The organism is Nocardia sp. NPDC087230, assembly GCF_044744725.1.
Classification (GTDB): domain Bacteria; phylum Actinomycetota; class Actinomycetes; order Mycobacteriales; family Mycobacteriaceae; genus Nocardia; species Nocardia canadensis.
Genome location: NZ_JBIUYV010000013.1, coordinates 45,219 through 68,148, shown reverse-complemented (window position 1 = coordinate 68,148; position 22,930 = coordinate 45,219). Strand labels below are relative to the sequence as shown.

Annotated in this window: 23 protein-coding genes; 4 read left to right on the top strand and 19 right to left on the bottom strand. The window is 70.4% G+C overall.

Features of this window, described 5'->3' with window-relative positions; all coding sequences use genetic code 11:
• Window positions 1–207 precede the first annotated feature (207 nt).
• Both ACIO52_RS29450 and ACIO52_RS29445 read right to left on the bottom strand, forming a co-directional pair.
• Window positions 208–1,812 (bottom strand): MFS transporter, encoded by a 1,605-nt coding sequence (locus tag ACIO52_RS29450; protein WP_402648441.1) that lies wholly within the window; start codon window positions 1,810–1,812, stop codon window positions 208–210.
• 16 nt (window positions 1,813–1,828) lie between these two features.
• Window positions 1,829–2,362: a hypothetical protein gene (locus tag ACIO52_RS29445; RefSeq protein WP_218719987.1), complete on the bottom strand. Its 534-nt coding sequence runs from the start codon at window positions 2,360–2,362 to the stop codon at window positions 1,829–1,831.
• A 627-nt stretch (window positions 2,363–2,989) separates the two neighbouring features.
• On the opposite strand from ACIO52_RS29445, the gene ACIO52_RS29440 reads away from it, so the two are divergent.
• From ACIO52_RS29440 to ACIO52_RS29430, 3 genes are all read left to right on the top strand, one after another.
• Complete coding sequence (locus tag ACIO52_RS29440; RefSeq protein ID WP_316574700.1) at window positions 2,990–3,559, top strand: hypothetical protein; 570 nt, start codon at window positions 2,990–2,992, stop codon at window positions 3,557–3,559.
• A 69-nt stretch (window positions 3,560–3,628) separates the two neighbouring features.
• On the top strand, window positions 3,629–4,000 hold the full coding sequence (locus ACIO52_RS29435; protein WP_218719989.1) for a nuclear transport factor 2 family protein: 372 nt from the start codon (window positions 3,629–3,631) through the stop codon (window positions 3,998–4,000).
• A 96-nt stretch (window positions 4,001–4,096) separates the two neighbouring features.
• On the top strand, window positions 4,097–5,083 hold the full coding sequence (locus ACIO52_RS29430; protein WP_402648437.1) for a PucR family transcriptional regulator: 987 nt from the start codon (window positions 4,097–4,099) through the stop codon (window positions 5,081–5,083).
• Window positions 5,084–5,104: 21 nt separating this feature from the next.
• On the opposite strand, the gene ACIO52_RS29425 is transcribed toward ACIO52_RS29430, so the two are convergent.
• Complete coding sequence (locus tag ACIO52_RS29425; RefSeq protein WP_218719991.1) at window positions 5,105–5,446, bottom strand: hypothetical protein; 342 nt, start codon at window positions 5,444–5,446, stop codon at window positions 5,105–5,107.
• A 260-nt stretch (window positions 5,447–5,706) separates the two neighbouring features.
• On the opposite strand from ACIO52_RS29425, the gene ACIO52_RS29420 reads away from it, so the two are divergent.
• Entirely contained in the window at window positions 5,707–6,423 is a 717-nt protein-coding gene (locus ACIO52_RS29420) for a hypothetical protein (RefSeq protein ID WP_402648434.1), read from the top strand.
• Here the strand turns inward: ACIO52_RS29420 and ACIO52_RS29415 are convergent.
• The 16 genes from ACIO52_RS29415 to ACIO52_RS29340 all read right to left on the bottom strand — a co-directional run bounded on the left by ACIO52_RS29415 (window position 6,413) and on the right by ACIO52_RS29340 (window position 22,862).
• Window positions 6,413–6,751 (bottom strand): 4Fe-4S dicluster domain-containing protein, encoded by a 339-nt coding sequence (locus ACIO52_RS29415; protein WP_402648431.1) that lies wholly within the window; start codon window positions 6,749–6,751, stop codon window positions 6,413–6,415. The two genes, ACIO52_RS29420 and ACIO52_RS29415, sit on opposite strands and share 11 nt — an antisense overlap.
• The gene (locus ACIO52_RS29410; RefSeq protein ID WP_402648428.1) at window positions 6,748–8,337 is read right to left on the bottom strand and encodes an FAD-binding protein; all 1,590 of its coding nucleotides are present in this window, start codon (window positions 8,335–8,337) and stop codon (window positions 6,748–6,750) included. Before ACIO52_RS29410 ends, ACIO52_RS29415 begins: the two co-directional genes overlap by 4 nt.
• 60 nt (window positions 8,338–8,397) lie before the next feature.
• Window positions 8,398–9,333 (bottom strand): TauD/TfdA dioxygenase family protein, encoded by a 936-nt coding sequence (locus ACIO52_RS29405; RefSeq protein WP_402648425.1) that lies wholly within the window; start codon window positions 9,331–9,333, stop codon window positions 8,398–8,400.
• 106 nt (window positions 9,334–9,439) lie between these two features.
• The gene (locus ACIO52_RS29400) at window positions 9,440–10,780 is read right to left on the bottom strand and encodes an LLM class flavin-dependent oxidoreductase (protein ID WP_402648422.1); all 1,341 of its coding nucleotides are present in this window, start codon (window positions 10,778–10,780) and stop codon (window positions 9,440–9,442) included.
• Between the two features lie 14 nt (window positions 10,781–10,794).
• Window positions 10,795–11,688 carry an ABC transporter permease gene (locus tag ACIO52_RS29395; RefSeq protein ID WP_402648419.1) on the bottom strand — a complete coding sequence of 298 codons (894 nt, stop codon included), beginning with the start codon at window positions 11,686–11,688 and terminating at the stop codon, window positions 10,795–10,797.
• A complete protein-coding gene (locus tag ACIO52_RS29390) occupies window positions 11,681–12,541 on the bottom strand; it encodes an ABC transporter ATP-binding protein (RefSeq protein ID WP_402648417.1) in 861 nt (286 codons plus the stop codon). Before ACIO52_RS29390 ends, ACIO52_RS29395 begins: the two co-directional genes overlap by 8 nt.
• Window positions 12,538–13,620: an ABC transporter substrate-binding protein gene (locus ACIO52_RS29385; RefSeq protein ID WP_402648415.1), complete on the bottom strand. Its 1,083-nt coding sequence runs from the start codon at window positions 13,618–13,620 to the stop codon at window positions 12,538–12,540. The genes ACIO52_RS29390 and ACIO52_RS29385 overlap by 4 nt, the downstream gene beginning before the upstream one ends.
• Window positions 13,621–13,934: 314 nt before the next feature.
• Entirely contained in the window at window positions 13,935–14,675 is a 741-nt protein-coding gene (locus ACIO52_RS29380; protein WP_402648412.1) for an IclR family transcriptional regulator, read from the bottom strand.
• A gap of 104 nt (window positions 14,676–14,779) precedes the next feature.
• A complete protein-coding gene (locus ACIO52_RS29375; RefSeq protein ID WP_402648547.1) occupies window positions 14,780–14,941 on the bottom strand; it encodes a hypothetical protein in 162 nt (53 codons plus the stop codon).
• A 34-nt stretch (window positions 14,942–14,975) separates the two neighbouring features.
• On the bottom strand, window positions 14,976–16,364 hold the full coding sequence (locus ACIO52_RS29370) for a hypothetical protein (RefSeq protein ID WP_316574702.1): 1,389 nt from the start codon (window positions 16,362–16,364) through the stop codon (window positions 14,976–14,978).
• A 10-nt stretch (window positions 16,365–16,374) separates the two neighbouring features.
• Window positions 16,375–17,196 (bottom strand): ABC transporter permease, encoded by an 822-nt coding sequence (locus ACIO52_RS29365; RefSeq protein ID WP_218720002.1) that lies wholly within the window; start codon window positions 17,194–17,196, stop codon window positions 16,375–16,377.
• 29 nt (window positions 17,197–17,225) lie between these two features.
• Window positions 17,226–18,188: an ATP-binding cassette domain-containing protein gene (locus ACIO52_RS29360; RefSeq protein WP_402648407.1), complete on the bottom strand. Its 963-nt coding sequence runs from the start codon at window positions 18,186–18,188 to the stop codon at window positions 17,226–17,228.
• The gene (locus ACIO52_RS29355; protein WP_316574703.1) at window positions 18,185–19,441 is read right to left on the bottom strand and encodes a glycosyltransferase; all 1,257 of its coding nucleotides are present in this window, start codon (window positions 19,439–19,441) and stop codon (window positions 18,185–18,187) included. Before ACIO52_RS29355 ends, ACIO52_RS29360 begins: the two co-directional genes overlap by 4 nt.
• A 2-nt stretch (window positions 19,442–19,443) precedes the next feature.
• On the bottom strand, window positions 19,444–20,871 hold the full coding sequence (locus ACIO52_RS29350; protein WP_402648403.1) for a condensation domain-containing protein: 1,428 nt from the start codon (window positions 20,869–20,871) through the stop codon (window positions 19,444–19,446).
• A gap of 302 nt (window positions 20,872–21,173) precedes the next feature.
• A complete protein-coding gene (locus tag ACIO52_RS29345) occupies window positions 21,174–22,118 on the bottom strand; it encodes a hypothetical protein (RefSeq protein WP_402648400.1) in 945 nt (314 codons plus the stop codon).
• Between the two features lie 57 nt (window positions 22,119–22,175).
• A complete protein-coding gene (locus ACIO52_RS29340) occupies window positions 22,176–22,862 on the bottom strand; it encodes a TVP38/TMEM64 family protein (protein WP_316574706.1) in 687 nt (228 codons plus the stop codon).
• Window positions 22,863–22,930: the final 68 nt, after the last annotated feature.

The window sequence follows — 22,930 nt, the reverse complement described above, 5'->3', positions numbered from 1 at the left end:
CTGCCGACAGTCCGGTGACGAGGTCGGCGAGCGGGTGATATTCGGTCGAAGAACGTTCTGATTTTACCGAAATAGCATCCTCCGAACAAGGAATCGGGCAGGCACGGAATCAGTCGGTAGATGGGGGGTACGCGTTCACGAGCGCTCCTCGCCTCGGGACCCTGCGGTCGGCCTGTTCCAGCCAACCAGGCGGGCCCGGCGCCGACCTCACCCGGAACGGGTGATTCCCGAGGCGGACCGACGGGGCAGCAGGCCGGTGCCGAACAGCGCCAGGACCGCGATCAGCGCGGTCACCGCGAACGCGACCTGCAGGGCCTCGAGGCGGGCGTCGGCGTTGACCGACTGCACGGCGGCGGCGGTGGTGGCGTCGACCCCGGCCTCGTCGAGGGCGTCGGAGAGCTGCTGGTCCGACAGGAACGGCACCCCTGAAGCCAGATCGGTGGTGGCCTGCTGTTGCACGGCGACCGGCACGTCCGGGTTCTGCTCGATTCCGGCGACCACCGAGGACGTCAGCGTGGCGATCAGGACCGACCCGATCAGCGCGGTCCCCAGCGAGGCGCCGAGCTGGGTCGCGGTGTTCTGGATCCCGCCGACCTCGGAGGTGCGTGAATCGGGCACGGCCGAGACCGTGACCGCACCGAGCTGCGAGGCCAGCGCGCCCAGACCCAGCCCCATCAGCAACATCGGGATCGACACCACCGCCGCGTTGGCGCCGGGATCCATGCCCGCCGCGAGCATCAGCACCCCGACGATGATCACGCCCAGGCCCAGCCGGACCACCCGGCGCGGGTTGGCATGAGGACGGAACTTGGGGATGCCCACCGCGGTCAGCACCAGCGCGACCGACAGCGGCAGAATACGCACTCCGGTCTCGACCGCGCTGAGCTCGAGCACCACCGACAGGAACAGCGGCACCGTGAAGAACGCCCCGGCCTGCACGGCGAACTGCGCGAAGAACATGCTCGACCCGCCCACGAGCTGACGGTTCCGCAGCAGCGCCGGATCGACGAGCGGATCCCGGTCGTGGTCCACCAGATACGCCTGCCAGCGCAGGAACAGGTACAGGGTGAACAAGCCGCCCAGCAACAGCCAGATCACCGCCGACAATCCGAACAGTGCCGGGGCGCCGGATTCCGGCCGCACCCAGCCCCATTCGCTCGACCGCAGCACGCCGAACACGATCGCGCCGAGCCCGACGACCGACAGCGCCGAGCCGATCAGGTCGAGGCGGACCCGCTCGGCGGGCGCGTCCTCGACGCGGCGCAGCACCAGCAGGATCGCCACCACGATGACCACCTCGCCGAAGAAGACGTAGCGCCACGACGCGAATGTCGTCACCGCGCCACCGAGCAGCGGGCCGACGGCGACCGCGATCGCACCCGCCGCCGCCACCATCCCGTAGGCCGCCGGTCGTCGATCGGGCGCGAAGTTACCCGCGACCAGGGAGACGATCGCGGGCATGATCAGGGCCGCGCCGATGCCTTCCAGCAGCGACCAGCCCAGCAGCAGGACGGCCAGATTGGGCGCCAAGCCGGTGACGAACGAGCCGATGCCGTAGATCACCAGGCCGATCCCGAACACCCGGCGTCTGCCGACGATGGCGCCCACTTTGCCGCCGGTGATCATCAGCGAGGCCATGACCAGGGTGTAGAGCGTGATGGCGGTCTGGATGCCGGTGATCGTGGTGTCGAGGTCTTGGGCGACGGTGGCCATCGACACGTTCATCACCGAACTGTCGAGGGTCATCAGGAACTGGCCCGCCGCCAGCACGAGCAGGACGAGCGAACTGGACTTCACCGGTGTCGCCGACATCCGGTCCTCCTCGCGATCAGTGGGTCAGGATGACTTTGACCGCCACCACGGTGGTGGCGACGCAGCCCAGCACGACCGCTCCGGTCAGTGCCGATCGGTCGGGGCGCCGGCCTTGCAGCCGCCGGATGACGAACACGATGCCCGCGATGCGTACCAGCATCGCGACCTCCGCCAGGATCTGCGCGGTGCGTGGTTGCAGCCACCCGAAGGCCGCGGCCGCGAGAATCGCGCACGGCAGCACCGCCGAGGTGAGGATGGGCAGCGAATCGCGCAGGTTCGCCCAGCGTTGCGCGGCGGGCATCGCCATGCCCTGCCGCACCGATTGCCCGACGCTCTCGGCGAACGAATGCGCGATGAACGTCGACACCGCGGTCCCGAGGACGACCAGGATGCCGACGTCCTCGGTGGACGGCGCGACCGGGATCAAGGCGGCGAGGATCAGCACGTTGCCGTAGATATAGGCGCTGATGCGACTGGCCGCATTGCGCTGATCGAGGGGGACCCGGGAGAACAGGGGCCTGTGCAACAGCTCGTGGGTGGTGCCGTCCATCTGTCCTCACCGTGTTCGTCGGGCGCTACCGGTCTCACGTCGGAAAGGTTTGCTTCCTGTGTACTGTATTCGCGGTTCGCCACGGCCGCGAGGAGGTTCGCCCTCCGGCGCCGCCGTGGCGCGGCGTCGGTGCGCGCCGCGCCACGTGCGGCGAATATGTCGACGGCGAGAATTCGTGGCCCGCCACCCGCGGAAATTGCGGCCCGGCCGGAAATTGATCGGCCGGCGCACCCGGTATGCGCGGAACTCGCTGCCCGCGCCGATTTCGCTCCGTCGACGCCCTCACCTGCTGAAACGGCGATCGCGTTGTCGGCGAAACGAATGCGCGCGCGGTCCGGCTGGTAATGCTCCAGTGCTTCGAGATCGCCTCGTGATCGGCGGTCACGAGTTGCTATGGTGGGCAAGCGAATCGTTCATCCGAATGTGAGGAAGCTTGATGGGAAGCACTGCTCTCGACGTCATTGCCCTGCTGGTCAACCGTGCCGCCGGATTCTGGAACTGGATGGCGACCGGCTCGGCGGGATTCCCGCCGCTGTGACGGTGTGATCTGTGCGCGCGAAACCCCTGAAAGCCCCGGGCCTTCAGGGGTTTCGCCGTTTCCGGCCGGTGCGTTTGTAGGGTGGGCCCATGACGACCGTGGACACCGAGGCCGCGCCGGCGCCCCGGCGCTGGGTGCTGGCGATGCGCACGTCGATCGTGCTGGCGGCCGGAGCGATCGGCGTCCTCGTCCTGAACGACGCCACCGAGTTCGACCTGTTGGTCACGGTCGGCGGCGGGCTCGCGCTGCTGGTCGCCGGGGTGCTGTGGATGGTGTGCGCGCCGATCGGGTGCGCGCGCTACCGGCGCTACGGCACGGTGCTGGTCGCGCCGCTGGTGGTGTCGGCCGGCATCGGCGCCGCCGTGGCCGGGATTCCGGATCGGGTGGCGTGGTGGCTGTCGGAATCGGCGGTGACGGAGGTGGCCCGCGCGGGGTGCGACGAGACCCGGGCAGGCTGGATCGGTGTCGTCCGGGTGCACTCGGTCGCCGCGAGCGACGGCGGCTGCCTGTTCCGGATCGGGGACTCGCTCGGGGGCCTGGCCTACTTTCCCGACGGTGCGCGGCCGCCGGTCCACGCCCCCGCCACCTACCAGCCCGTCTACATCCCGTTCGACGGGAACTGGTACCGCTACTCCGTCGACCTGCACGACGAGCACTGAGACGGTCGTCCGGTTCTGTCGGACCCCGGCGTTACCGTTGGCGCACAGCCCATGTCGAGGAGGGTGACGATGACCGACAGTGTCGACGGTGTGCGCGAACGAGCGCGGCGTCCGGAGGATCTGAGCCGGCTGGTGGTCGAACGGCTGAATGCCGGTGACGTGGACGGCCTGGTCGAATTGTATGAATCCGAGGCGGTGCTCGCCCTGCCGGACGGCGTGGTGGCGACCGGCATCGCCGAGATCAGAGCCGCCTACGCGCGCCTGATCGCGGATCGGCCGGTGTTTCAGCTCGGCGCGCAGGCGCCCGCATTACGCGCGGGCGATCTCGCGCTCACCTCGTCGCGGCTGCCCGGCGGAACCGGGGCCACGGTCGAGGTCGCACGCAGGCAGCCGGACGGTAGCTGGCGCTGGATCCTGGACCAGCCGAACGTGCTCGGCTGAGCGGTCGGCGGTGTCCAGAATGTTGGACATCGGCGGCACCGTCTTCTCCGTAGCGTGGTGCTCGGGTCGGGACCAGAACATCGAGGAGGCCTGTACATGACGAGGTCGAATTCCGTCCTCGCGCGGGCGTCGGGCTCCGACGGCGAGTGGCGCACGACGATGCCGATCGCCGCGCACGGAGACGACGCGGGCCGGGTGCAACGCCTGGTCGCCGCGTTCACCGAGGCCGAGGACACGGTGGGCGCCGCCGAGATCGAGGACGTCGTCGCCGCGTGGGTGCGCCAGGGCGTCTCTCTGGAGACGGTGCTGCGCTACGCGGTGCTGCGCGAACACCACAGCGCGGTGCACGCGATCACGGCGGCCCTGCTCGACGGCAGCGCGACCGCGACCATGGCGCGGCGCTGCGGGGTCGAGATCGCGTCGCACTACTGGGTCCTCGCGCTGGCCGTTGCCGACCATCCGGAGTCCGCGGGCCGGGTGCGTCCCGACCGCGCGCAGGCCAGGCGCAGGCTCGAACAGATGCGCGCCGAATTGTTCCGCTGGTCCGACGGCACCGCGCTGTCGCTGCTGACCGGCGACGGCGGCACCGCGCTGATTCCCGGCGATGTCGACGCCGACGAACTCGAGCCGCTCTTCGCCGCGCTGACCCACGCCGCGGGAGTGCCGATCACCGCGGCGGTCGCGCACTGCCCCAGTGACGCGTTGCCGACCTGGGCGGACCGGACGCACAGTCTGCTCGATATGGTGCAGCGGCTCGGCGTCGACGGCCGGCTGCACCACTTCGCCGACCTGGCGCTGGAATACCAGCTGACCAGGCCCGGCCCCGGGCGGGATTTCCTTGCGGCCCTGCTGGATCCGCTCGACGAGCACCCCGAACTGTTCGCCACCCTGCAGTGCCACATCGCGCACGACGTGAACCGGCAGCGCACCGCGCGCGCCCTGCACGTGCATCCCAACACCGTCGATTTCCGGCTCAAGCGCATCGCCCGGCTGACCGGCTGCGACGCGACCCGCAGCCACGGGCTGTGGCGCTTGCGGTCGGCGCTGGTCGCGCGCAGCTACCGCAGTGCGGAACCGGTGTAGCGCAGCGGCTTTCGCCGCACGTCAGTTCTGGTTCAGACCGGTCGACAGCACGACGACGACCTTGTCCTGGGTGACCTCGCTGACCCGGACGTCCATGCCGTTGGCCGCCTGCGACTGCCCGACCGGCACCGTCAGCTGCTGACCGCCGATGCTCAGCGTCACCATGTCGCCGTTCACGGCGACCAGTTCGGCATCGATCCCGAGCACCGACGCCTTGGCGCTCACGCCGCGTTCGAAGGTCACCGTGCACCCGCCGACATTGCATTCGGAGGTGGTGCCGGGCCCCGTCATGGTGCAAGCGGTGGCGGCGAAGGGCAACAGGAGGGCGAACGCGCACAGCGTGATCAGCCGACGAACTGGCATGAGGGCCAGTGTAGTGCGCGCCGACAGGCCGCGGTCCAAAGCGTGGACTCGGGATCGAAGGTGCAACGGAACGGTCTCGCCGTGTTGCGGGTCGACCTCGCCGGGTAATACCGTCGCTGACAGGTAACTGGCATCGCAGACGGGTTGCCGATCGTGTCCGGTACGTCGGGGTGAACTGGCCGAATCTGTTGTTCGCGGACAGACGTGCCGGTCAACCGGGTAGTCGCTGGGGCGAGCGGCCGAGATCGGGAGGTGGGTCGATGAGCGCGAGCGAGATGACGGTTGCCAGCCGCTGGTGGTGGCGGCCGGGGTGGACACCGGGACGGTCCTTCTACGACTGGCAGGTCACGCCGACCCAGCCCGTCGCCGACAAGCTGGTGGAGATCTTCGCGCCGACCCTGACCAGGCTGCCCGGCTTCGAACCCGTCGACGCCGGCCGCCTGCGGATCGGGGTCCAGGGCATCGGCTTCGTCGACGGGGTCAAGGGAGTGCATCTCGCGGCGCTGGTCGCCGGTTCGCGCGCCGCGCTCGCCGAGCGCGCTCCGTTCCAGCTCACCTTCGGCGCTCCCGTGGTTGCCGCCGACTCGATCCGTCTGCCGATCGAGCTGCCCGCCGATCTGCTCGAGGTCCGCGAGGACCTCACCCGCGCGCTGACCGAGGTGTGGATTCGGGAGCGGGTCCCCGAGTTCGGTGAGCCGCTGCGGCCCTTCCTCGCCCTGGCGTACGCGACCCGGCCGACCTCGGTCGAGCACATTCGCGCGGTGCTCGCCGAGGACGGCTTCGCCGACTTCGGCCTCGACGACACCGTGTCGTCGGTGTCGCTGGTCGAATTGCTGTGTGAGAACCAGCGATACGACTGGACCGAGGTGAGCACCGCCGACCTGCTGCGGGTGCCCGATCCGGTCGTCGAACCCACCGTCTACGACGATCCGCTCTTCGGCGCGTTACGACGACCGGCGGACCTGCTCAGGGGATGAGCCGCGGCGGTGGCGTGCCGTGCGGCAGGCGCGGACCCACCGCGACGCGGGCACCCGCGGTCCGGCCCTTGCCCCAGCCGAGCTTCTCGCGGTACCGGCCGATGTGCTCGGTCGGCAGCGTCGCCTCGCGCGGGAGCGCGGTCGACTCCGGGGACACGTAGAGCGCGTCGGTGGGGCAGTACGCCTCGCACATGAAGCAGGTCTGGCAGTCCGATTGCCTCGCGATGACCGGGATGCCCTCGTCGGTGCGGTCGAACACATTGGTGGGGCAGGCGAGCACGCATTTGTCGCAGCCGATGCAATCCTGCGCGCGCAGCAATTCGATCACGACGCCACCGCCAGCCCGGAGTTGCGCGCGTCGGCGGTGCCGGTCCACGGCGCGTCGAGGCCGCCGGAGACCACATGATGGTGCTGCGCCGGGTCGAGGCCGGGATGATCGGCCCGCTTGCTCATGCCCCGGGTCTCGGTGCGCGACAATGTCGATCGGTACATCAGCCTGCCGACCGCGGTGAGCGCCGCGGCCTGGCGCGCCCTGACCCGTTCGTCGCCGGTGGTGCCCGTCAGGCCGTCGGCGGCAGCGGTCCACAGCTCGTCGAGGCGGGCGAGCGCGGGCCGCAACCGGTCGCCGTGGCGCAGGTAGTTCTTCTCGAACGGGATCAGCTCGGCCTTGGCGGCCGCGACCACCTCGTCGGCGGTGAGCGTGCCGGAACCGGTGGGCCGCAGGCCGACCCGGCCCGCACCCTCGACCTCGCCGCCCACCCGCGCCGTACGGGCATAGCGCGCGGCGCCCGCGCCCGCCCAACTGCCCGACGACATCGCCCAGGCCGCGTTGTGGCTGCCGCCGCCGGTGAAGCCGCCGCAGATCCGCTCCCTGGTCGCGGCGTCGCCGGCGGCGTAGAGACCGGGAATCGTGGTGGCGCAGTCGTCGTCGACGACGTCGATGCCACCGGTGCCGCGCACGGTGCCCTCGGCGAGCAGATCGATCTCGAAACGCTGGGTGAACGGGTCGATCCCGCGGCGGTCGAACTGCAGGAAGAAGTTCGGCTGCCCGAGCCGCATCTGTGCCTGCACGGTGGCGTCGGCCCGATCGAGCTGGGCGAACACCTTCTCCTGTACCAGGGTTCGCGCGATCACCGACCGGCCCTTGGTGGACCCGGCGTCGGCGAGCACCCGGCCGTCCTCGCCGAAGAAGGTGGCGTAGCCGTAGTAGGCGGTCTTGGTGATGGTCGAGCCCTTGGGCACGATCGCGTAGGCGTTGGAGAACTCCATACCCGAGAACCGGGCGCCCACCTCGGCCGCCAGCAACGCGCCGTCGCCGGTGTCGACATTGGTGCCCAGCGCCCCGGACAGGAAGGCGCACCCGCCGGAAGCCAGCACCACCGCGCCCGCGGTGATCCGGTAGTCCCGATCGAGCTGACGCTGATGACCGGCCGCGCCGCGGACCGCGCCGGTGTCGTCGACGAGCAGTTCCAGGGCGGGGGAGTGATCGTGGATCCGCACCCCGATCCGCTGCAGCCAGGCACGCATCCGGCGCATGTACTCCGGGCCCTGCACGCCGGTGCGCAACTGCTCGCCGGTCGCCGGATCGACGGGGAAGGGATAGCGGCCCTCGACGGCGAGCCGGTTCATGTTCGTGTAGGTCTGGTCGAGGACGCGGTCCATCCAGTAGTGGTCGGCGAGGTGCCCGCCCAGCGCCTCACGGGACGCTTTCGCGCTCGCGCGGGCCGTGGCCTCGGGCGCGACGTACCACACCCCGGTGCCCGACGGCGCGGTGGCGCCGCTGGTGCCGCAGTAGCCCTTGTCGACCAAGATCACCTCCGCGCCCGCCTCCCTGGCGTGGATCGCCGCCCAGGACGCGGCGGGACCGCCGCCGATCACCAGGACATCGGTGCTGGTGTGCCAGGTTTCGCTCATGGATCGTTCTCCTGTCGAGAAGACCGGTGCCCGGCCGGGGGCCGGGCACCGGAAGGGAAATCAGGCGCCGGTGAATTTCTCGCCGGCCACCGAGCGCGAGGCCGTGCCGTCGACGCCGACCGGGACGTCGCCCTCGAGGGTGGTGCGGTAGAGCACCCGGGTGACATCGAGATGGTCCAGATCGCTCGGGGCCAGGTGCGCGGTGGCGCGGTTGTCCCAGAACGCGATGCTGCCCTTCTCCCACCGGAACCGGACGGTGTAGGCGGGGTGCGAGATCTCGTCGAAGAGCAGCTGCAACAGGGCATCGCTCTGCGGCGGGGTCAGACCGATGATCCGGGTGGTGAAGCCGGGGTTCACGAACAGCACCCGCTCGCCGGTCACCGGGTGTACCCGGACCACCGGGTGCTCGGTGACCAGCGGTGCGGCCGCGATCTTGCGGGCGTAGTCGCTGTCGGCCTCCCACGGCGGGATCCGGCCGCCGAAGCGGTGCTCGGCGCGCAGTCCGTCGAGGAAGGTGCGCAGCGACTCCGGCAGCCCGGCGTAGGCGGCGGCCAGGTTGGTCCACTGGGTGTCACCACCGCGTTCGGGGGCGATCTCGGCGCGCAGGATCGAGGCCGCGGGCGGGTTGATCAGCGGGGAGACATCGGTGTGCCACTGGTTGGTGTAGCTGAACTTCTTGCGGCCGAAGCGCTTCTGGTAGAGGCGGCTGTCGACGGCCAGGATCTCCGGGTGCTCGGTGGGCGCGTCGTCGTCGTAGGGGTGTGACGGGGTGACGGCGCCGAAGCGGCGGGAGAAGGCGATCTGCTCGGTGTGGCCGATCTGCTGATCGCGGAAGAACAGCACCTTGTGCCGGTGCAGGGCGGCGGTGAGCTCGGCGACCTGGCCGTCGGTGAGCTCGGTGCGCAAGTCGATGCCCGCGACCTCGGCGCCGATGTGCCCGGCGACCGGGGTGATCTCGAGTGCGGTGGCGGTGCGGGGGGTTTCGATGGTGGTCATGTTCTCGGTCCTTCGGGGATGCCGGGCTGGGGGCGGTGTGCTCAGCGGCCCGGACAGGAACTGCTCACCACCCGCATGAGATCGATGTCGAGGCGTCGGGTCCGCATCAGGCGCTGACCCGCGAATCCCGCTGGGCGAACTGGCTTTCCACCGGATCGAGGCCGTAGTGGCCGCGCAGCGTGGTGGAGTCGTAGTCGGCCCGGAACAGGCCGCGCTCCTGCAGGATCGGCACCACCCGGTCGACGAAGTCGGCCAGGCCGCCGGGCAGATACGGCGGCATGATGTTGAAGCCGTCGGCGGCGCCCGCCTCGAACCAGGTCTGCAGTTCGTCGGCGACCTGTTCGGCAGTGCCGGCGAAGGTGCGGTGCCCGCGGCCGCCGCCCAGCTTGCCGATGAGCTGACGCACGGTGAGATCCTCGGTCTCGGCCAGTTCCTTGACCAGCGTGAAGCGGCTCTTGCCGCCCTCGATCTCGCTTTCTGCCGGCAGCGGGGGCAGCGGCGCGTCCAGCGCGTGCGCGGTGAGGTCGACACCGAGCATGGACGAGAGCTGGCGCAGCGCGTAATCGGGCGAGATGAGGTCGGTGAACTCCTGCTCGAGTGCCTTCGCCTCCTCGACGGTGTCGGCGATGAACGGCACCAGACCGGGCAGCACCTTCAGCTCGTGGTCGGCGCGCCCGTATTCGGCGAGTCTGCTCTTGAGGTCGCGGTAGAAGCGCACACCCTCCTCGAGGGTGCGCTGCGCGGTGAACACCGCCTCGGCCCGGTGCGCCGCGAACTCCTTGCCGGACTCCGAGGATCCGGCCTGCACCAGCAGCGGCCTGCCCTGCGGCCCGCGCGGCGAATTGAGCGGACCACGCACCCGGAACCGCTCACCGGCGTAGTCGAGGGTGTGCACCCGGGAGGGATCGGCGAACACGCCCGCCTCGGTGTCGAGCACGATCGCCTCGGACTCCCAGCTGTCCCACAGGGCCAGGGCCACGTCGACGAACTCCTCGGCCCGTTCGTAGCGGCGCGCGTGCTCGGGAATCGCGTCGAGGCCGAAGTTGTGGGCCTCGTCGACACTGCCGGAGGTGACGATGTTCCAGCCCGCCCGGCCCGCGCTGATGTGATCGAGCGAGGCGAACGTGCGAGCGAGGTTGAACGGCTCGTTGTAGCTGGTGGAGGCGGTGGCGATCAGGCCGATCCGTTCGGTGGCCGTCGCGATGGCCGACAGCAGCGTCACCGGTTCGAACACCGCGAGGGTGTTGCGTTCGATGCGCGGGCCCACGGCCAGGGTGTCGGCGAAGAACACCGAGTCGAGCTTGCCGCGCTCGGCGATGCGGGCCAGCTCCTGGAAGTGGCGCACGTCGAGGACCCGGTGCGCGTCGGTGCGCGGGTGGCGCCAGGCCGCCTCGTGATGGCCGACGCCCATCAGGAAGGCGTTGAGGTGGAAGGTCTTGCGGGACATGGGGTAACTCCTGGTCAGGCGTCGGTGGGCGAGGTGCGCCAGCGGGAGAGGCGACGTTCCAGCGCGACGAGGGCGAAGTTGAAGCCGAGGCCGATCAGCGAGATGGCCACGATGCCGGCGTACATCTGCGGAATCTGGAAGTTCTGCTGGGCCGCGGTGATCAGATAGCCGAGACCGGCCCTGGCGCCGACCATCTCGGCGGCGATCAAGACCAGGATCGAGCCCGCCGCCGCCATCCTGATACCGGTGAAGATCGACGGGATGGCCGCGGGCAGGATGACTTTCTGGAACAGCTGGATCGGGGAGAAACCCAGCGACACCGCCGACTTCACCAGCAGCGGATCGACCGTGCGCACACCGGTGATGGTGTTGAGCAGGATCGGGAAGAACGTCGCGTAGCCGATCAGCGCGATCTTGGAGGTCTCACCGATGCCGAGAATCAGCACGAACACCGGCAGCAGTGCCAGGGCGGCGGTGTTGCGGAACAGCTCGAGCACCGGATTGAGGAAGTCGGAGACGGGCTTGTACCAGGCGATCGCGATCCCGACCGGCACCGCGATCACCAGGGCGATCGAGAAGCCGGTGACGGACCGGGTGAGACTGGCCGAGACGTGTTCGCCCAGTTGCCCGTTGGCGGCCAGTTCGGCGAAGGCCTGCACCACCACCGAGAACGGCGGCAGGAACACTTCGTCGACCAGGCCGAGTCTCGGCGCGAGTTCCCAGGCGCCGAGCAGCAGCGCGAAGGCGAGCAGCGGCTTGGTCAGCCGGATCAGGGTCGCCGCCGTCGTGCGCGCGGCCCGGGTCAGACCGGCGGGGACCGTGGGCCGGGGGACCGCAACGGCCAGGGGCGCGGCTGGTCGCTCGGCGACGTCGGTGGGGCGGACGAGGAGGGGGACGGCGCTAGACATGGGCGGGACTCCTGTCGGTGGACGCGGCCGCCTCGGCGGCGCTGTCGTCGGTGGCGAGCTCGAGCCGCTGCGCCCGGCTCACCTCGCTCTGCAGTTCGGTCCAGAGGCGGTGGCGGTAGTCGCGGAACTGTTCGCTGGAGCGGACGTCGATGTCGCCGGTCCGGTTGATGTCGATGTCGATCACGGCCTTGACCCGGCCGGGCCGCGAGGTGAGCACCGCGACGCGCTGCCCCAGGTACACGGCCTCGTCGATGCCGTGGGTGATGAACAGGATGGTCTTGCCCGTGGTGCGCCAGATGCGCAGCAGTTCGTCCTGCAGCGATTCCCTGGTCTGCGCGTCGAGGGCGGCGAACGGTTCGTCCATGAGCAGCACCTCGGGGTCGAAGGCCAGGCTGCGGGCGATCGCGACGCGCTGTTTCATGCCGCCGGAGAGCTCGTGCGGGTAGCGGTCGCCGAAGCCGGCCAGACCGACCAGCTCCAGGTAGTGATCGGCGATCGCCTTGCGTTCCTTGCGGGCCACGCCCTTGGCCTCGAGACCGAACTGGATGTTGGCGCGGGCGGTGCGCCACGGCAGCAGCGCGTACTGCTGGAACACCACGCCGCGGTCGAGGCCGGGGCCGGTGATCGGGGCGCCGTCGAGCAGGATCTGCCCCGAGCTGGGGGTGCTCAGGCCGCCGAGCAGATCCAGCAGGGTGGACTTGCCGGAGCCGCTGGGGCCGACCAGGACCAGGAACTCACCCGCGCCGACCTCGATGCTGATGTCGTCGATCGCGGTGAACTTCTCGGCCGCGCCGCGCACGGCGAACTGTTTGCCGACGCCGCGCAGTGCGAGTTTGGCTGTGGTGGTACTCATTTCGCGGCCACGACCTCTCCGGTCGGGCCACTGGCCGGCTGGTAGGTGCCGTTGGCGTAGGGGTTGTCCTGGTTGGTGTAGAGGTCCTTGGCGGCGATCTTGCCCTTGGGCAGTTCACCGTTGCGCTCGAGCCAGTCGATCCAGATCTGGATCTCGCGCTCGGCGATCACCGCGCCCGCGACCGGGATGCCGGAGCTGCGCCAGTAGTCGAGCAGCTTGAGGTTCTCGTTGCGGCCCCGCTTGGAGATGATCTCGGCGAACTTGGCGACCACCTCGTCGCGCGGGGTGATCTGCAGCCAGCGGGTCGCCCGCGCGGTGCCCTGCACGAAGTCCTCGACCGCCTCGCCGTTCTGGGCGATGTAGTCCTTGCGGAAAACGTAGGTGCCGTAGTCGAATTCGCCGAAGATGTCCTTGTCGGTGAACAGCGGGTGCAGGCCGCCGCGCGGCACCGCGGTCTCCCGGTACACACCGCCCAACGCCGCGACGTCGATCTGGCCGCTGCGCAGCGCCTCTTCGGTGTTGATCGGCGGGACCACGATCAGCTGGACCTGCTTGATCTCGGCCTCGCTGAGGCCCTGCTGATGCAGCCATTCCCGGGTGACGAACTCGTGGTGGGCGCCGAGAGTGTTGACGCCGACCTTCTTGCCGATCAGGTCACGGGCGCTGGTGATGCCGGCATCGTCGCGGACGAAGTAGCCGGTGAAGGACTTGGCATCGGAGCCGTAGGAACTGAGCACCGCCTGCACCGGGGCGCCCCCGGCGGCGAGCTTGACCACCGCGCCGTTGAACGCGCTGCCGAATTCGATCTGTTTGGTGGCGGCGGCCTGGATGTTGGCCGGTCCGCTGGTGGTGTCGCCTTCCCACTGCAGGCTGATCTTGCTGAAGTAGCCCAGGTTGTCGGCGAGTTCGAAGGCGGTGACCAGGCCGGTCTGGCCCTGATAGCGCAGGACGGTCTTGCCGTCGGCGGTCGTCGGCGCATCGGAGGCGCCGCACGCGGTGACCACCGCGAGGGCGGCGGGAACGACGAGCGCGGCGGCGAGCGCACGCAGCGGACGTCGTCGGAAGAGGGTGGAGAACATGTTTCGGGGTTCTTTCGACGGCACGCGTGACCGCGCGGCGGGCCACACGGGGCGCACGCCGCGACGCTCCGCGCGAACGGATTACCGGGGGTGAGAAAGGAGGAATCGGCGGACCTGGGATGCCGCCGCGGCGTCAGCGGCGACAGAATCCGGGCGACAGGCGCATCAGGTCCACCGTACGGCGGCGGACGAGCGCGGGGGATTCGATCATGACGGGACTTTCCTGATGAAGTGCGACGAAGTGTGCGCCGCAACGGATTCCATAGTGCGCCCGCTGGTATCCGGGCGGCAATGTCGTTTTCGCATCGTGGAAATCACGGTGCGCCGAATCCCGTACCAGCGGCGCCCGCGTGGAAATACGGTCCGATCCGCACGGCGATCTGGTGCATGGCGGGCACGACGGCCCGCACGAGATCACGGTCGAGGCGCACCGAACGTGCCTGCACGCCCAATGCGCCCCAGACCTGTTTGTCCGGCCCGAGCACTGGGACGGCGATCGCGCGGATCGGTTCCTCGCTGTCGATCTCCTCGACCGCGAACCCGCGCCTGCGCACGGTGTCGAACAGTTCGCCGTGGCCGGTGTCGGCCCTGGCCGGGGTGTGCGCGAGCAGGGCGTGGCCGACCGCGCTGGTATGCAGCGGCCTGCGCTCCTGCGGAATCTGGTTGTGGCAGAAGTACACCGGCGGCCGGGCCTGGAAGACGGTGAGCGCCTCCTCGGCGTCGGGCACGCTCAAACTGACGGTGATCTTGATGCCGGCCGCGAGCGCGTACAGATGTGGTGCGGCGGCGTCGAGACCCAGCCGCGAGAGCGCGGGCCGGGCCAGGCAGGCCAGCCCGTGCCCGATCCGGTAGCGATCGGTGACCGGATCCTGCTCGAGCAACCGGCCGCGCACCAACGCCTGGGCGAGCCGGAAGGTGGTACTGACCGGCAGTCCCGCCCGCTGCGCGAGCTCACTGAGCGAGAGTTCGGGATCGCTGCCCTGGAAGCAGTTCAACACGTGCACCGCGCGGTCGACTGCTTGCGCGCCGGAACGCGGCGGTTCGGTGGCGGTCATGGCGGCTCCCTCTCGACGAAGTGCCGTGAACTATCGCCACTGCCGTGATCAGGCGCAATCCTTCCGCGCACCGATAGCGGAATTCGACGGGTGCGGCGCGGGCGCTACTCGTCCTCGGCCGGGGCCCGGCCGATCGGTGAGGAGAGCCGGATGACACCGGCGTCCAGGTCGACGGCCAGCCGGGGATCGTGCTCCTGCCCGTCGCTGTCGCCGCTGCCCTCGTTCTGCAGCTTCTTGCCCGGAAACAGCTCGCCCATGATGCCCACGGCTCCACGATAGCCGCGGGCAGCGGCGCGCACCTCACCAGAAGCGCGGAGTCAGGCCCCAGTCGGCGAACTCGGCGGCGAGCAGATCCTGCAGGGCCGCGCGGGTCGGGAAGCGGTCGGGATCGCCCCCGGTGACCACCAGGGTGACGGTGTCGTCGTCGCAGGAGAAGGCCAGGTTGACGCCGACTTCCACCTGCCGGAACAGTTCCACCGGGCCGGGGTTGACCACCGGTCGCATGATGACGTCGCGGGCCCGGTGCGGGCCGAGGACGGCGATGTTCTGGGCGGTGCGCCCCATGTTCGTGCACAGGCATTCCGGCGCTTTGGCGGTGCGCGCGAACTTGTGCAGCACCACCTTCGGCAGCAGCATCTGGACCGGCTGCAGGTGCTGGATCGGCGGGATGGTCTCGGGATTGCGGTAGGCCAGGCCCGCGGCCTTGAGCGCGGCGCGGACCGCGGGCAGGTCGGCGCGCTCACCCGCCCGGTAGGTGACGCTGATCGGCAGCCCGGTGGTGGCGTTGGCCCGGGGATCGTCGGCCACCCGCATCGAGTGCGGGATGTCCACGCGGACCTCGGCACCGTCGGCGATGCGGCCACTGCGCCCGAGCAGACCGACGGCGACGCCGATCAGCAGGCCGTTGGTGGTGCCGCCGTTGGCCGCGGCGACCGCGTCCCAGTCGGCGAGGTCGACCTGGACGATCGTCTCGGCGGCCTGCCAGGTCTCCGAGTGCGGGAGGCGGGGTTCGGCCGGGCGCGGATTGCGGGCGGGCTCGCTGACACCGCGAGCGCGCCGCGCCGCGCGGACACCGCGCGCGACCGCGCGCAACTGCCCCGTGGCGTCGGCGAGGTCGGCGGCGAAGCGGCCACGGCCGGCGACCGGGCCCACCAGATTGCCCGCGCTGGCGGCGCGGTCGGGATCCTCGCCCCGGTTGAGCCGGTCGAGCGAATCGACGATCGCGTGCATCATCCCGCCGCCGTCGCAGGCGACATGGGAGGCGACCAGGGTGACAACGGTGCCGCCGGACTCCGTGTGCGCGCCCGCCAGCTGCCACACCAGGCCGCGTTCGGGGTCGAACTCGACCGCGGCCTGCTCGAGGAACCACTCCAGCACCCGGTCGTCGGGCAGCGGTGTCGGCGTCCAGATCAGCGGCATCGACTCCGTGGCGGGCTCCCAGTGCGCCCGCGCGATCGGGAACCGGGTGGTGCGGACCTTACGGGCGATGAACCCCGTGGCCAGGTGCGCGTGCCAGCGCCGCAGCAGCTCGGGGTCGAGCTGCTCGTCGAAGCGGTAGGCCAGCTGGTTGACCAGTGCGTTGGGGTAGAGGCTGTGCAGTTTGAAGAACAGGTCGTCGTCGGCGGTGATCCGGTTGAGGCCGGCCGGTCCGGTGGCGACGGCCGCGACGGCGGGGGAGGTGACGGTCATCGGGAACTCCTCATCGGGAACGGAGGGTGCGCACGGTCAGCGGCGCGAAGACGGCGACGACGACCACCGAGGCCACCAGCGACCAGCACGCGTCGGCACCGACGGTGCCCGCGGCGGCCAGCTCGCGCACCGCGGAGACCAGGTAGGACACCGGATTCACGTCCGAGACGTGCTGCATCCAGGTGGGCATGGACTCCTCGGGAACCAGGGCGTTGGAGGCGAAGCCGAGGAAGGTCAGGACCAGCATGCACATGCCCTGGACGGCGGCGGGCCGGGCGACGGTCGCGCCGATGAAGGCGAACAGCCAGCTGATCGCGGTGGTCGCGACGACGACCAGTACGGCGCCGGCGAGGAACCCGGCGGTGTGCTCGGGCCGGTAGCCCATGCAGAACCCGACGATCACCACCGTCGTCGCGGCGATGAGGTACCGCACCGTGCCCGCCAGCAACGCTCCGGCAACCGGGGCGGAACGGGCGATCGGCATGGCGACGAAGCGGTCGAAGACTCCCGAATGGATGTCCTCGGACAGCTGCACGCCGGTGGCGACCGAGGAGGTGAGCACGATCTGCACCAGCACGCCCGGGATCATGATCGGGAGGTAGGCGTCCATGCTGCCCGCGATCGCGGTGCCGAAGATGCTGCCGAACAGCACCGGGCCCACGATGGGCAGCAGGATGGCGTCGTAGAGCAGTTGCGGGCTGTGCCGGAAGGTGAGCAGGCCACGCCAGGCCATCATCAGCGCATGGTGCAGCGCGGCGAGCGCGCCGACCCGGGTGATCCGCGGCGCGCGCACGACCTGCGGGGGCGTCGTGGTGGTCGTGGTGAGAGTCATGGCGTTGCTCGACCTTTCACGAAGGGCGGTCATGCCGCGTCGACGGTGTCGGCGGTGCGGGCGTGCCCGGTCAGTGCCAGGAACACCTCGTTGAGATCGGGCCGGTCGACCGCGAACCCGCGCAGCGTGAGCCCCGCGGCGCGGCAGGCGGCGACGATGTCGGCGCCGAGCGCGACATCGGGCAGGGTCACCGTGAGCGTGCCGGTCGAGGAGCCCTCGGGGACCTCGCCGGTGAGTTCCTGGATCAGCGCTTCGGCGCGGCGCAGGTCCGCGGTGTCGGGAATGTCGAGGCGCAGCACCTGTTCGCCGATGGAGGACTTGAGCTCGGCGGCAGTGCCCTCGGCGACGAGCGTGCCCCGGTCGATCACCGCGATCCGGTCGGCCAGCGCGTCGGCCTCCTCGAGGTACTGCGTGGTCAGCAGCACGGTCGCACCGCGGTCGACCAGACCGCGCACGATGCCCCACATCCGGTCGCGGGTGTGCGGGTCCAGGCCCGTGGTCGGCTCGTCGAGGAAGATCAGCGGGGGCACGGTGATCAGCGTCGCGGCCAGGTCCAGGCGGCGGCGCATCCCGCCGGAGAAGGCCGAGACGCTGCGGCGCGCGACAGCCGAGAGCTCGAACTCCGCGAGCAGTTCGTCGCTGCGCGCGGCGGCCGCGCGCCGGGAGAGGCCGAGCAGGCGGCCGAACAGGCGCAGATTCTCACCCGCGGTGAGGGTTTCGTCGACGGAGGCGTATTGGCCGGTGAGCCCGATCATCGAGCGCACGGCGGTGGCCTCGCGGACCACGTCGAAACCGAACACCTCGGCGCTACCGCGATCGGGGCGCAGCAGCGTCGCCAGCATGCGGACCGTCGAGGTCTTGCCCGCGCCGTTGGGGCCAAGCATCGCGAAGACCGAGCCCGCCGGGATGCTGAGATCGATGCCGCCGACGGCGGTGAAGTCGCCGTAGGACTTGCCGAGTCCGCTGGTGCGGACCGCGATGTCGGTGGTCACCGGTGCCTCCCGGCATGGTCGAGTTCGGGGGTCGAGAACGTCAGGGGGACGAGGTGTTCCACCTCGTCGGCGGCCAGCGCGACGCCGTGGTCGGGGAAGCGGTTCGCGTACGCGGTGGCGCGCGAGACCACGGTCGGGTCGGCGACTCGGTCCAGCAGGGTGGTGAGCCGCTCGGCGGTCAGCTCGGCGGCGCGCAGGGTGTCGGCCAGTCCGAGGCGGGCCAGGGCCTGTCCCCAGTACGGCTGGTCGGCCTGGATCGAGCAGATCACCTGGGGCACACCGGCGCGCAGCGCGGCGGCGGTGGTGCCCGCCCCGCCGTGGTGCACCGCGGCGGCACAGCGCGGGAACACCGCGGCGTGGTCGACCTGTTCGACGATCGCGACGTCGGCGGACAGCTCCGGCTCGATGCCGGCCCAGCCCGCGGCCAGCAGCAGTCGCCCGCCCCGCCGGGCGCAGACCGTGCGCAGCATCGCCACCAGCGCCGCCGGATCGTCGACGGCCATCGAGCCGAAGCCGACATAGATCGGTGCGGCGCCCGCGTCGAGCCACGCCGTCAACGCGGGATCGGCCGGGCCGCCGAGGAATCCGTCGGTATCGACGGCGAAGCCGGTGATCGGATGCCGATCGGGTAGTTCGGCCGCGAGCCCGGGGAACAGGTCGATGTCGTAGGCCTGGATCGAGACCCGCTGCGGGAGTGGGTGTTCCACGATGCCGAACTCGGCGAGCGGTTCGGCGAGTGCGGCATCGCGGGCCCAGCGCAGACCCGACCAGATCCGCCGGTTGAGCGCGCCGGGAATCCTGGCTCCCCACGCGGTGGGTACCACGGGCACCGAGCGATTCGGGTGGATGGGGAAGAAGTGCACCGCGGCCAGCGGCAAGCCGACCCGCCGGGCGGCCTTCTCGGCCGCCTCCTCGCCCGCCATGCCCGTCACCAGCACGTCGTGGCCCGGCGCGAGCGCGAGCAGGTCACGGACCGCTTCGGCCACGCCGCGGCGCTGCAGATCCAGCACGGCCCGCAGCCGCTGACGCGGGCTGGGGCTGCGGAAACGCCGGTCGGCGTGCTGGGTGCGCAGCAGTTCGGCGCTGTCGCGACCGAAGCCGACCGCGGGAATGCCGTGCGCGGTGGCGAAGTCGACGAGGTTGGGGGACAGGGCGAGCGTCACCGAGTGCCCGCGAGCCTGGAGCTCGCGGGCCAGCAGGATGCCCGGTTGGGCATCGCCGCGGCTGCCGGTGAAGGCCAGCAGTGCGCGCATCGTCAGCCCGCGCTCAGCGCTGCCGACGCGGAGTCGGCGATCGGGGCGTTCGTGACGGGCGCCGCGAGGGTGGTGACCGCGTAGATGGCCCTGGCGAATTCGGTGAGGAACCGGTCCATCACCTCGGCGGGCAGCCCGGCCGGGTAGCGGGTGGACACGTAGAGCCCCTCCGGACCGCGCACGACCCAGAAGTACACCTCGTCGGTGGAGTACGACACCGCCCGCAGCGTGCGTCCGCGCAGGTCGGCGACCAGCTCGTAGTCCGGCAGCATCCGGATGTCGAGGAATGACGCGCCGAAGGTCGGGCCCTCGAGCGCACCCGCCATCGCCAGCGACCGGCCCCAGGAGGCGTCATTGCAGATGTGGGCGCGCTTGAGGGCGGCCCGGGTGATCTCGAGCGCGGCGCCCATGTCGGCGCCGGCGGGCAGGGTGATGTCGACCGGGACGACATTGACGAACCAGCCCATCGACTCGAGCCAGGTCAGGTCCGGGCGGGTCGCGATCGGCATGATGGTGCGGAAACGGTCGTCGCCGAACACTTCTCGCGAAGCGGCGGCGAGCGCGGCGAACACTGTGACCGAGAGCCGGTGCTTGAGCCGGTCGAGCGCCCCTTCGACCTCCTCGAGCTGGTCGAGGGTCAGCAGCGTGCGCGAGACACTGGGCTGGGCGTGCTCGCCGTCGAGCGCGGCCACCATGCCCTCGGCGAAGCGGGGCATCGGCGAGCCGGGGGTGCCGACGAAGTCGCGCCACACGGCGACGGCGGGGGAGTCGGGGGTCAGTTCCTCGGCGGCGGCGCGTTCGGCGGCGGCGAAGTCGGCCGCACTGCCGAAGGTGGCCGAATCACGGATCTCCCCGCCGTCGCGCACCGCGGTGTAGAGGGTGCGCAGCTCGAGGATCAGCACGGCCTGGGAATAGGCGTCGAGCACCGAGTGGTCGGCGGCGACCAGGACCGTGAAGTCGTCGGTGTCGTGGGCGACGGTGGCCACCAGCAGATGCGGCCAGACCAGCGGCGAGAGGCGCAGTTCCAGCTCGTCGCACAGGAATTCGTTGATCAGCTCGCCGTCGGTGAGCTCGGGCACCGGTGCCGAGGTGACCCGCACGGTGCCGGGAGCGGTGGTGATCCGGTGGTAGTCGCCGTCGCCGGTGGGGGCGACGGTGGTGCGGAAACCCTCGTGGCGGTCGTGCCACAGTTCCAGGGTCCTGGCCCATACCTGCGCGTCCAGCGGCGCGTCCATCTCGAAGATGGTGCCGATCCAGCGGCCGCGACCGGGGGTGGGATCCTCCGGATCGAGGAAGCCGAGGTACTGGGAGTGGACGCTGGCGAGGGGGCGTTCGTCGTCATACCACGAGTCGGCGGTGGCCAGTTCCGGTGTCCAGATGGACAGGGCGCCGGAGCGAATCGTGAATTCGGACAGATGGGTGTATTCCATGCGGGGTCACCTCGAGGTGCAGTGCATGCCGAAGACGGCGCGAACGGGGATATCGGTGACCGCGGTCGCGTCACCGGATGTTGCTCTGGATCCCGCACCGGATGTAGCTGGCGAACCCTGGGCTATCCCGAGTCTATAACTCTGAGAGTTTTCTGAAATACGCGTTAGTCACAACTGGTCTATGTGAAGAAGCTCACTTTCAAATTGTCCCGGATCCCCAGCGTAACCCGGTGCCCCTGAAGTAAGGGGGTTTCAGTTCAGAAAGTCCACGACCGAACCGATGAATCGCCTATGAGCTGCGCTTATGTCGTGAAAGTCGGGCCGAACTCGGCGAGCACGGTGCCGTGCCGGACCACGCCGGAGAGTCCGGGGAGCTCGATCGGGGGCGTCCAGGAGCGGAATCCGTCATAGCTGTCGCTGACGACATAGCGGCCGTCGGTGTAGGCATCGAGGTAGATCCGGTGCCCGCCGTCGGGCAGCCGGACCACCGACTGACCCTCGCTCGGACCACCCCAGCCGGCCCAGTCGCCGGTCGCCACGAAGGTATAGGGCCCGACCGGACGGTCGGCCACGGCCAGTTCGATCAGCTTGGTGTCCTCGTTCTTGACGAAGGCGAACAACCGTCCGTCCCACCGGACCAGGGTGGTGTCGATATGGCCGAGGGAACCCGGTCGGGCGGGGCCGAGCCCGAGCAGCGGCACCGGCGGCGCCCAGGTCGTGAGGCCGGCGTCGAGCGGGATCAGCAGATGCGGGGTGAACCCGTGGCCCCAGGTGAGCGAGACGATGATGCCGACGCGGCCGGCGGCGTCGGCGTACCACTCCGGCGCCCACGCGCCTTCGAGCCTGCCCGGCACCAGCATCGGCGCGGGCGCCATGGGCGTCCAGGTGATGCGGTCGAGGCTGTGGGCCAGGCCGATCGCGGTGGCGTCACCGGCCATCGTGTAGGTGAGGTAATAGCGGCCGTCGGTGTGGCGCAGGATGCTCGGATCGCGGACCAGTCCGGTGGGCGGGGTATACGCGTGCTCGCTGACCGGGGTGAACTCGGTGCCGTCGACCGACTCGTACACCGCCAGCGTGGTATCGCTGTCGGCGCGGAACGCGGTCATCGTGTAACGGGTGGGGGTGCGCTCGGGGTCGATCCCGACACCGGGCCCCAGCGCCGATTGCGCCCCCGCGGTTCCCATTGCGAGCAGCGGCACCCCGGCCAGCAGCGCGAGTGCGGATCGTCGGCCCACTGTCATCGCCATGACCTGGGATTATCCGAGCGGAAACCGCCCCGGCGACGCAGACGCGCCGCACGGGGTTCAGCCGCGCGCCGCCACCGGCTCGGTCTCCGAGGCCGTCGGCGGAGCCGTGACCGGCATCTTCGCGTCGAGGGCCAGCCCGAGCAGGCCCAGCGACAGGCAGACCGCCGAGACGGTGACCGCGATCGGATCGGTAGGGCCGGCCAGGGATCCGGCGAGCACGACCGTCGAGATCGTGCCCGGCGCCGACCCGACGAGCGTGGCCGCCAGATAGGGCAGCACCCGCACCGAGGACAAGCCGCAGCAGTAGTTGACGATCGAGAACGGCGCGAGCGGGATCATCCGCAGCGCTGCCACCGCGAGCCACCCGCGCTGGGCCAGCCGGTCATCGATCGCGCGGACCGCCGGATGGTGCAGATGCTCGGCGACCCGGTCGCGGCCGACCGCGCGCACGCCCAGCAGCGCCAGCGTCGCGCTGATCGCGGTGGCGCCCAGCGCGACGGTCGACCCCAGTACGGGACCGAACAGGACACCGCTGGTCACCGTCAGCACCGTGCGCGGCACCGGCGCCACCGCGACGAGCGCGTAGAAGAGGAAGAACAGCAGCGGCAGCAGCGGACCCGCGCCGCCTGCCCACTCCCTGATCTGCTGCGGGCCGGGCAGCGGAACCATCATCGCCACCACGAACAGCACGGCGATCCCGGCCAGAGCCATGAGCAGGCGCGGGGAGCGGATCAGTCGGGACACCGGATAAGCGTACCGGCCGGTAGGGGATGGCCGGAGCGAGTGGACAGGGTGTCACAGTTAGCATCATG

Coding starts and splice junctions, on each gene's coding strand:
- ACIO52_RS29350 (WP_402648403.1), bottom strand. CDS start 20,871: ATGGAATACACCCATCTGTCCGAATTCACGATTCGCTCCGGCGCCCTG.
- ACIO52_RS29440 (WP_316574700.1), top strand. CDS start 2,990: ATGACGACCGTGGACACCGAGGCCGCGCCGGCGCCCCGGCGCTGGGTG.
- ACIO52_RS29435 (WP_218719989.1), top strand. CDS start 3,629: ATGACCGACAGTGTCGACGGTGTGCGCGAACGAGCGCGGCGTCCGGAG.
- ACIO52_RS29370 (WP_316574702.1), bottom strand. CDS start 16,364: ATGACCGTCACCTCCCCCGCCGTCGCGGCCGTCGCCACCGGACCGGCC.
- ACIO52_RS29395 (WP_402648419.1), bottom strand. CDS start 11,688: ATGTCTAGCGCCGTCCCCCTCCTCGTCCGCCCCACCGACGTCGCCGAG.
- ACIO52_RS29425 (WP_218719991.1), bottom strand. CDS start 5,446: ATGCCAGTTCGTCGGCTGATCACGCTGTGCGCGTTCGCCCTCCTGTTG.
- ACIO52_RS29400 (WP_402648422.1), bottom strand. CDS start 10,780: ATGTCCCGCAAGACCTTCCACCTCAACGCCTTCCTGATGGGCGTCGGC.
- ACIO52_RS29445 (WP_218719987.1), bottom strand. CDS start 2,362: ATGGACGGCACCACCCACGAGCTGTTGCACAGGCCCCTGTTCTCCCGG.
- ACIO52_RS29390 (WP_402648417.1), bottom strand. CDS start 12,541: ATGAGTACCACCACAGCCAAACTCGCACTGCGCGGCGTCGGCAAACAG.
- ACIO52_RS29345 (WP_402648400.1), bottom strand. CDS start 22,118: ATGGCGATGACAGTGGGCCGACGATCCGCACTCGCGCTGCTGGCCGGG.
- ACIO52_RS29405 (WP_402648425.1), bottom strand. CDS start 9,333: ATGACCACCATCGAAACCCCCCGCACCGCCACCGCACTCGAGATCACC.
- ACIO52_RS29385 (WP_402648415.1), bottom strand. CDS start 13,620: ATGTTCTCCACCCTCTTCCGACGACGTCCGCTGCGTGCGCTCGCCGCC.
- ACIO52_RS29355 (WP_316574703.1), bottom strand. CDS start 19,441: ATGCGCGCACTGCTGGCCTTCACCGGCAGCCGCGGCGATGCCCAACCG.
- ACIO52_RS29410 (WP_402648428.1), bottom strand. CDS start 8,337: ATGAGCGAAACCTGGCACACCAGCACCGATGTCCTGGTGATCGGCGGC.
- ACIO52_RS29365 (WP_218720002.1), bottom strand. CDS start 17,196: ATGACTCTCACCACGACCACCACGACGCCCCCGCAGGTCGTGCGCGCG.
- ACIO52_RS29430 (WP_402648437.1), top strand. CDS start 4,097: ATGACGAGGTCGAATTCCGTCCTCGCGCGGGCGTCGGGCTCCGACGGC.
- ACIO52_RS29420 (WP_402648434.1), top strand. CDS start 5,707: ATGAGCGCGAGCGAGATGACGGTTGCCAGCCGCTGGTGGTGGCGGCCG.
- ACIO52_RS29380 (WP_402648412.1), bottom strand. CDS start 14,675: ATGACCGCCACCGAACCGCCGCGTTCCGGCGCGCAAGCAGTCGACCGC.
- ACIO52_RS29450 (WP_402648441.1), bottom strand. CDS start 1,812: ATGTCGGCGACACCGGTGAAGTCCAGTTCGCTCGTCCTGCTCGTGCTG.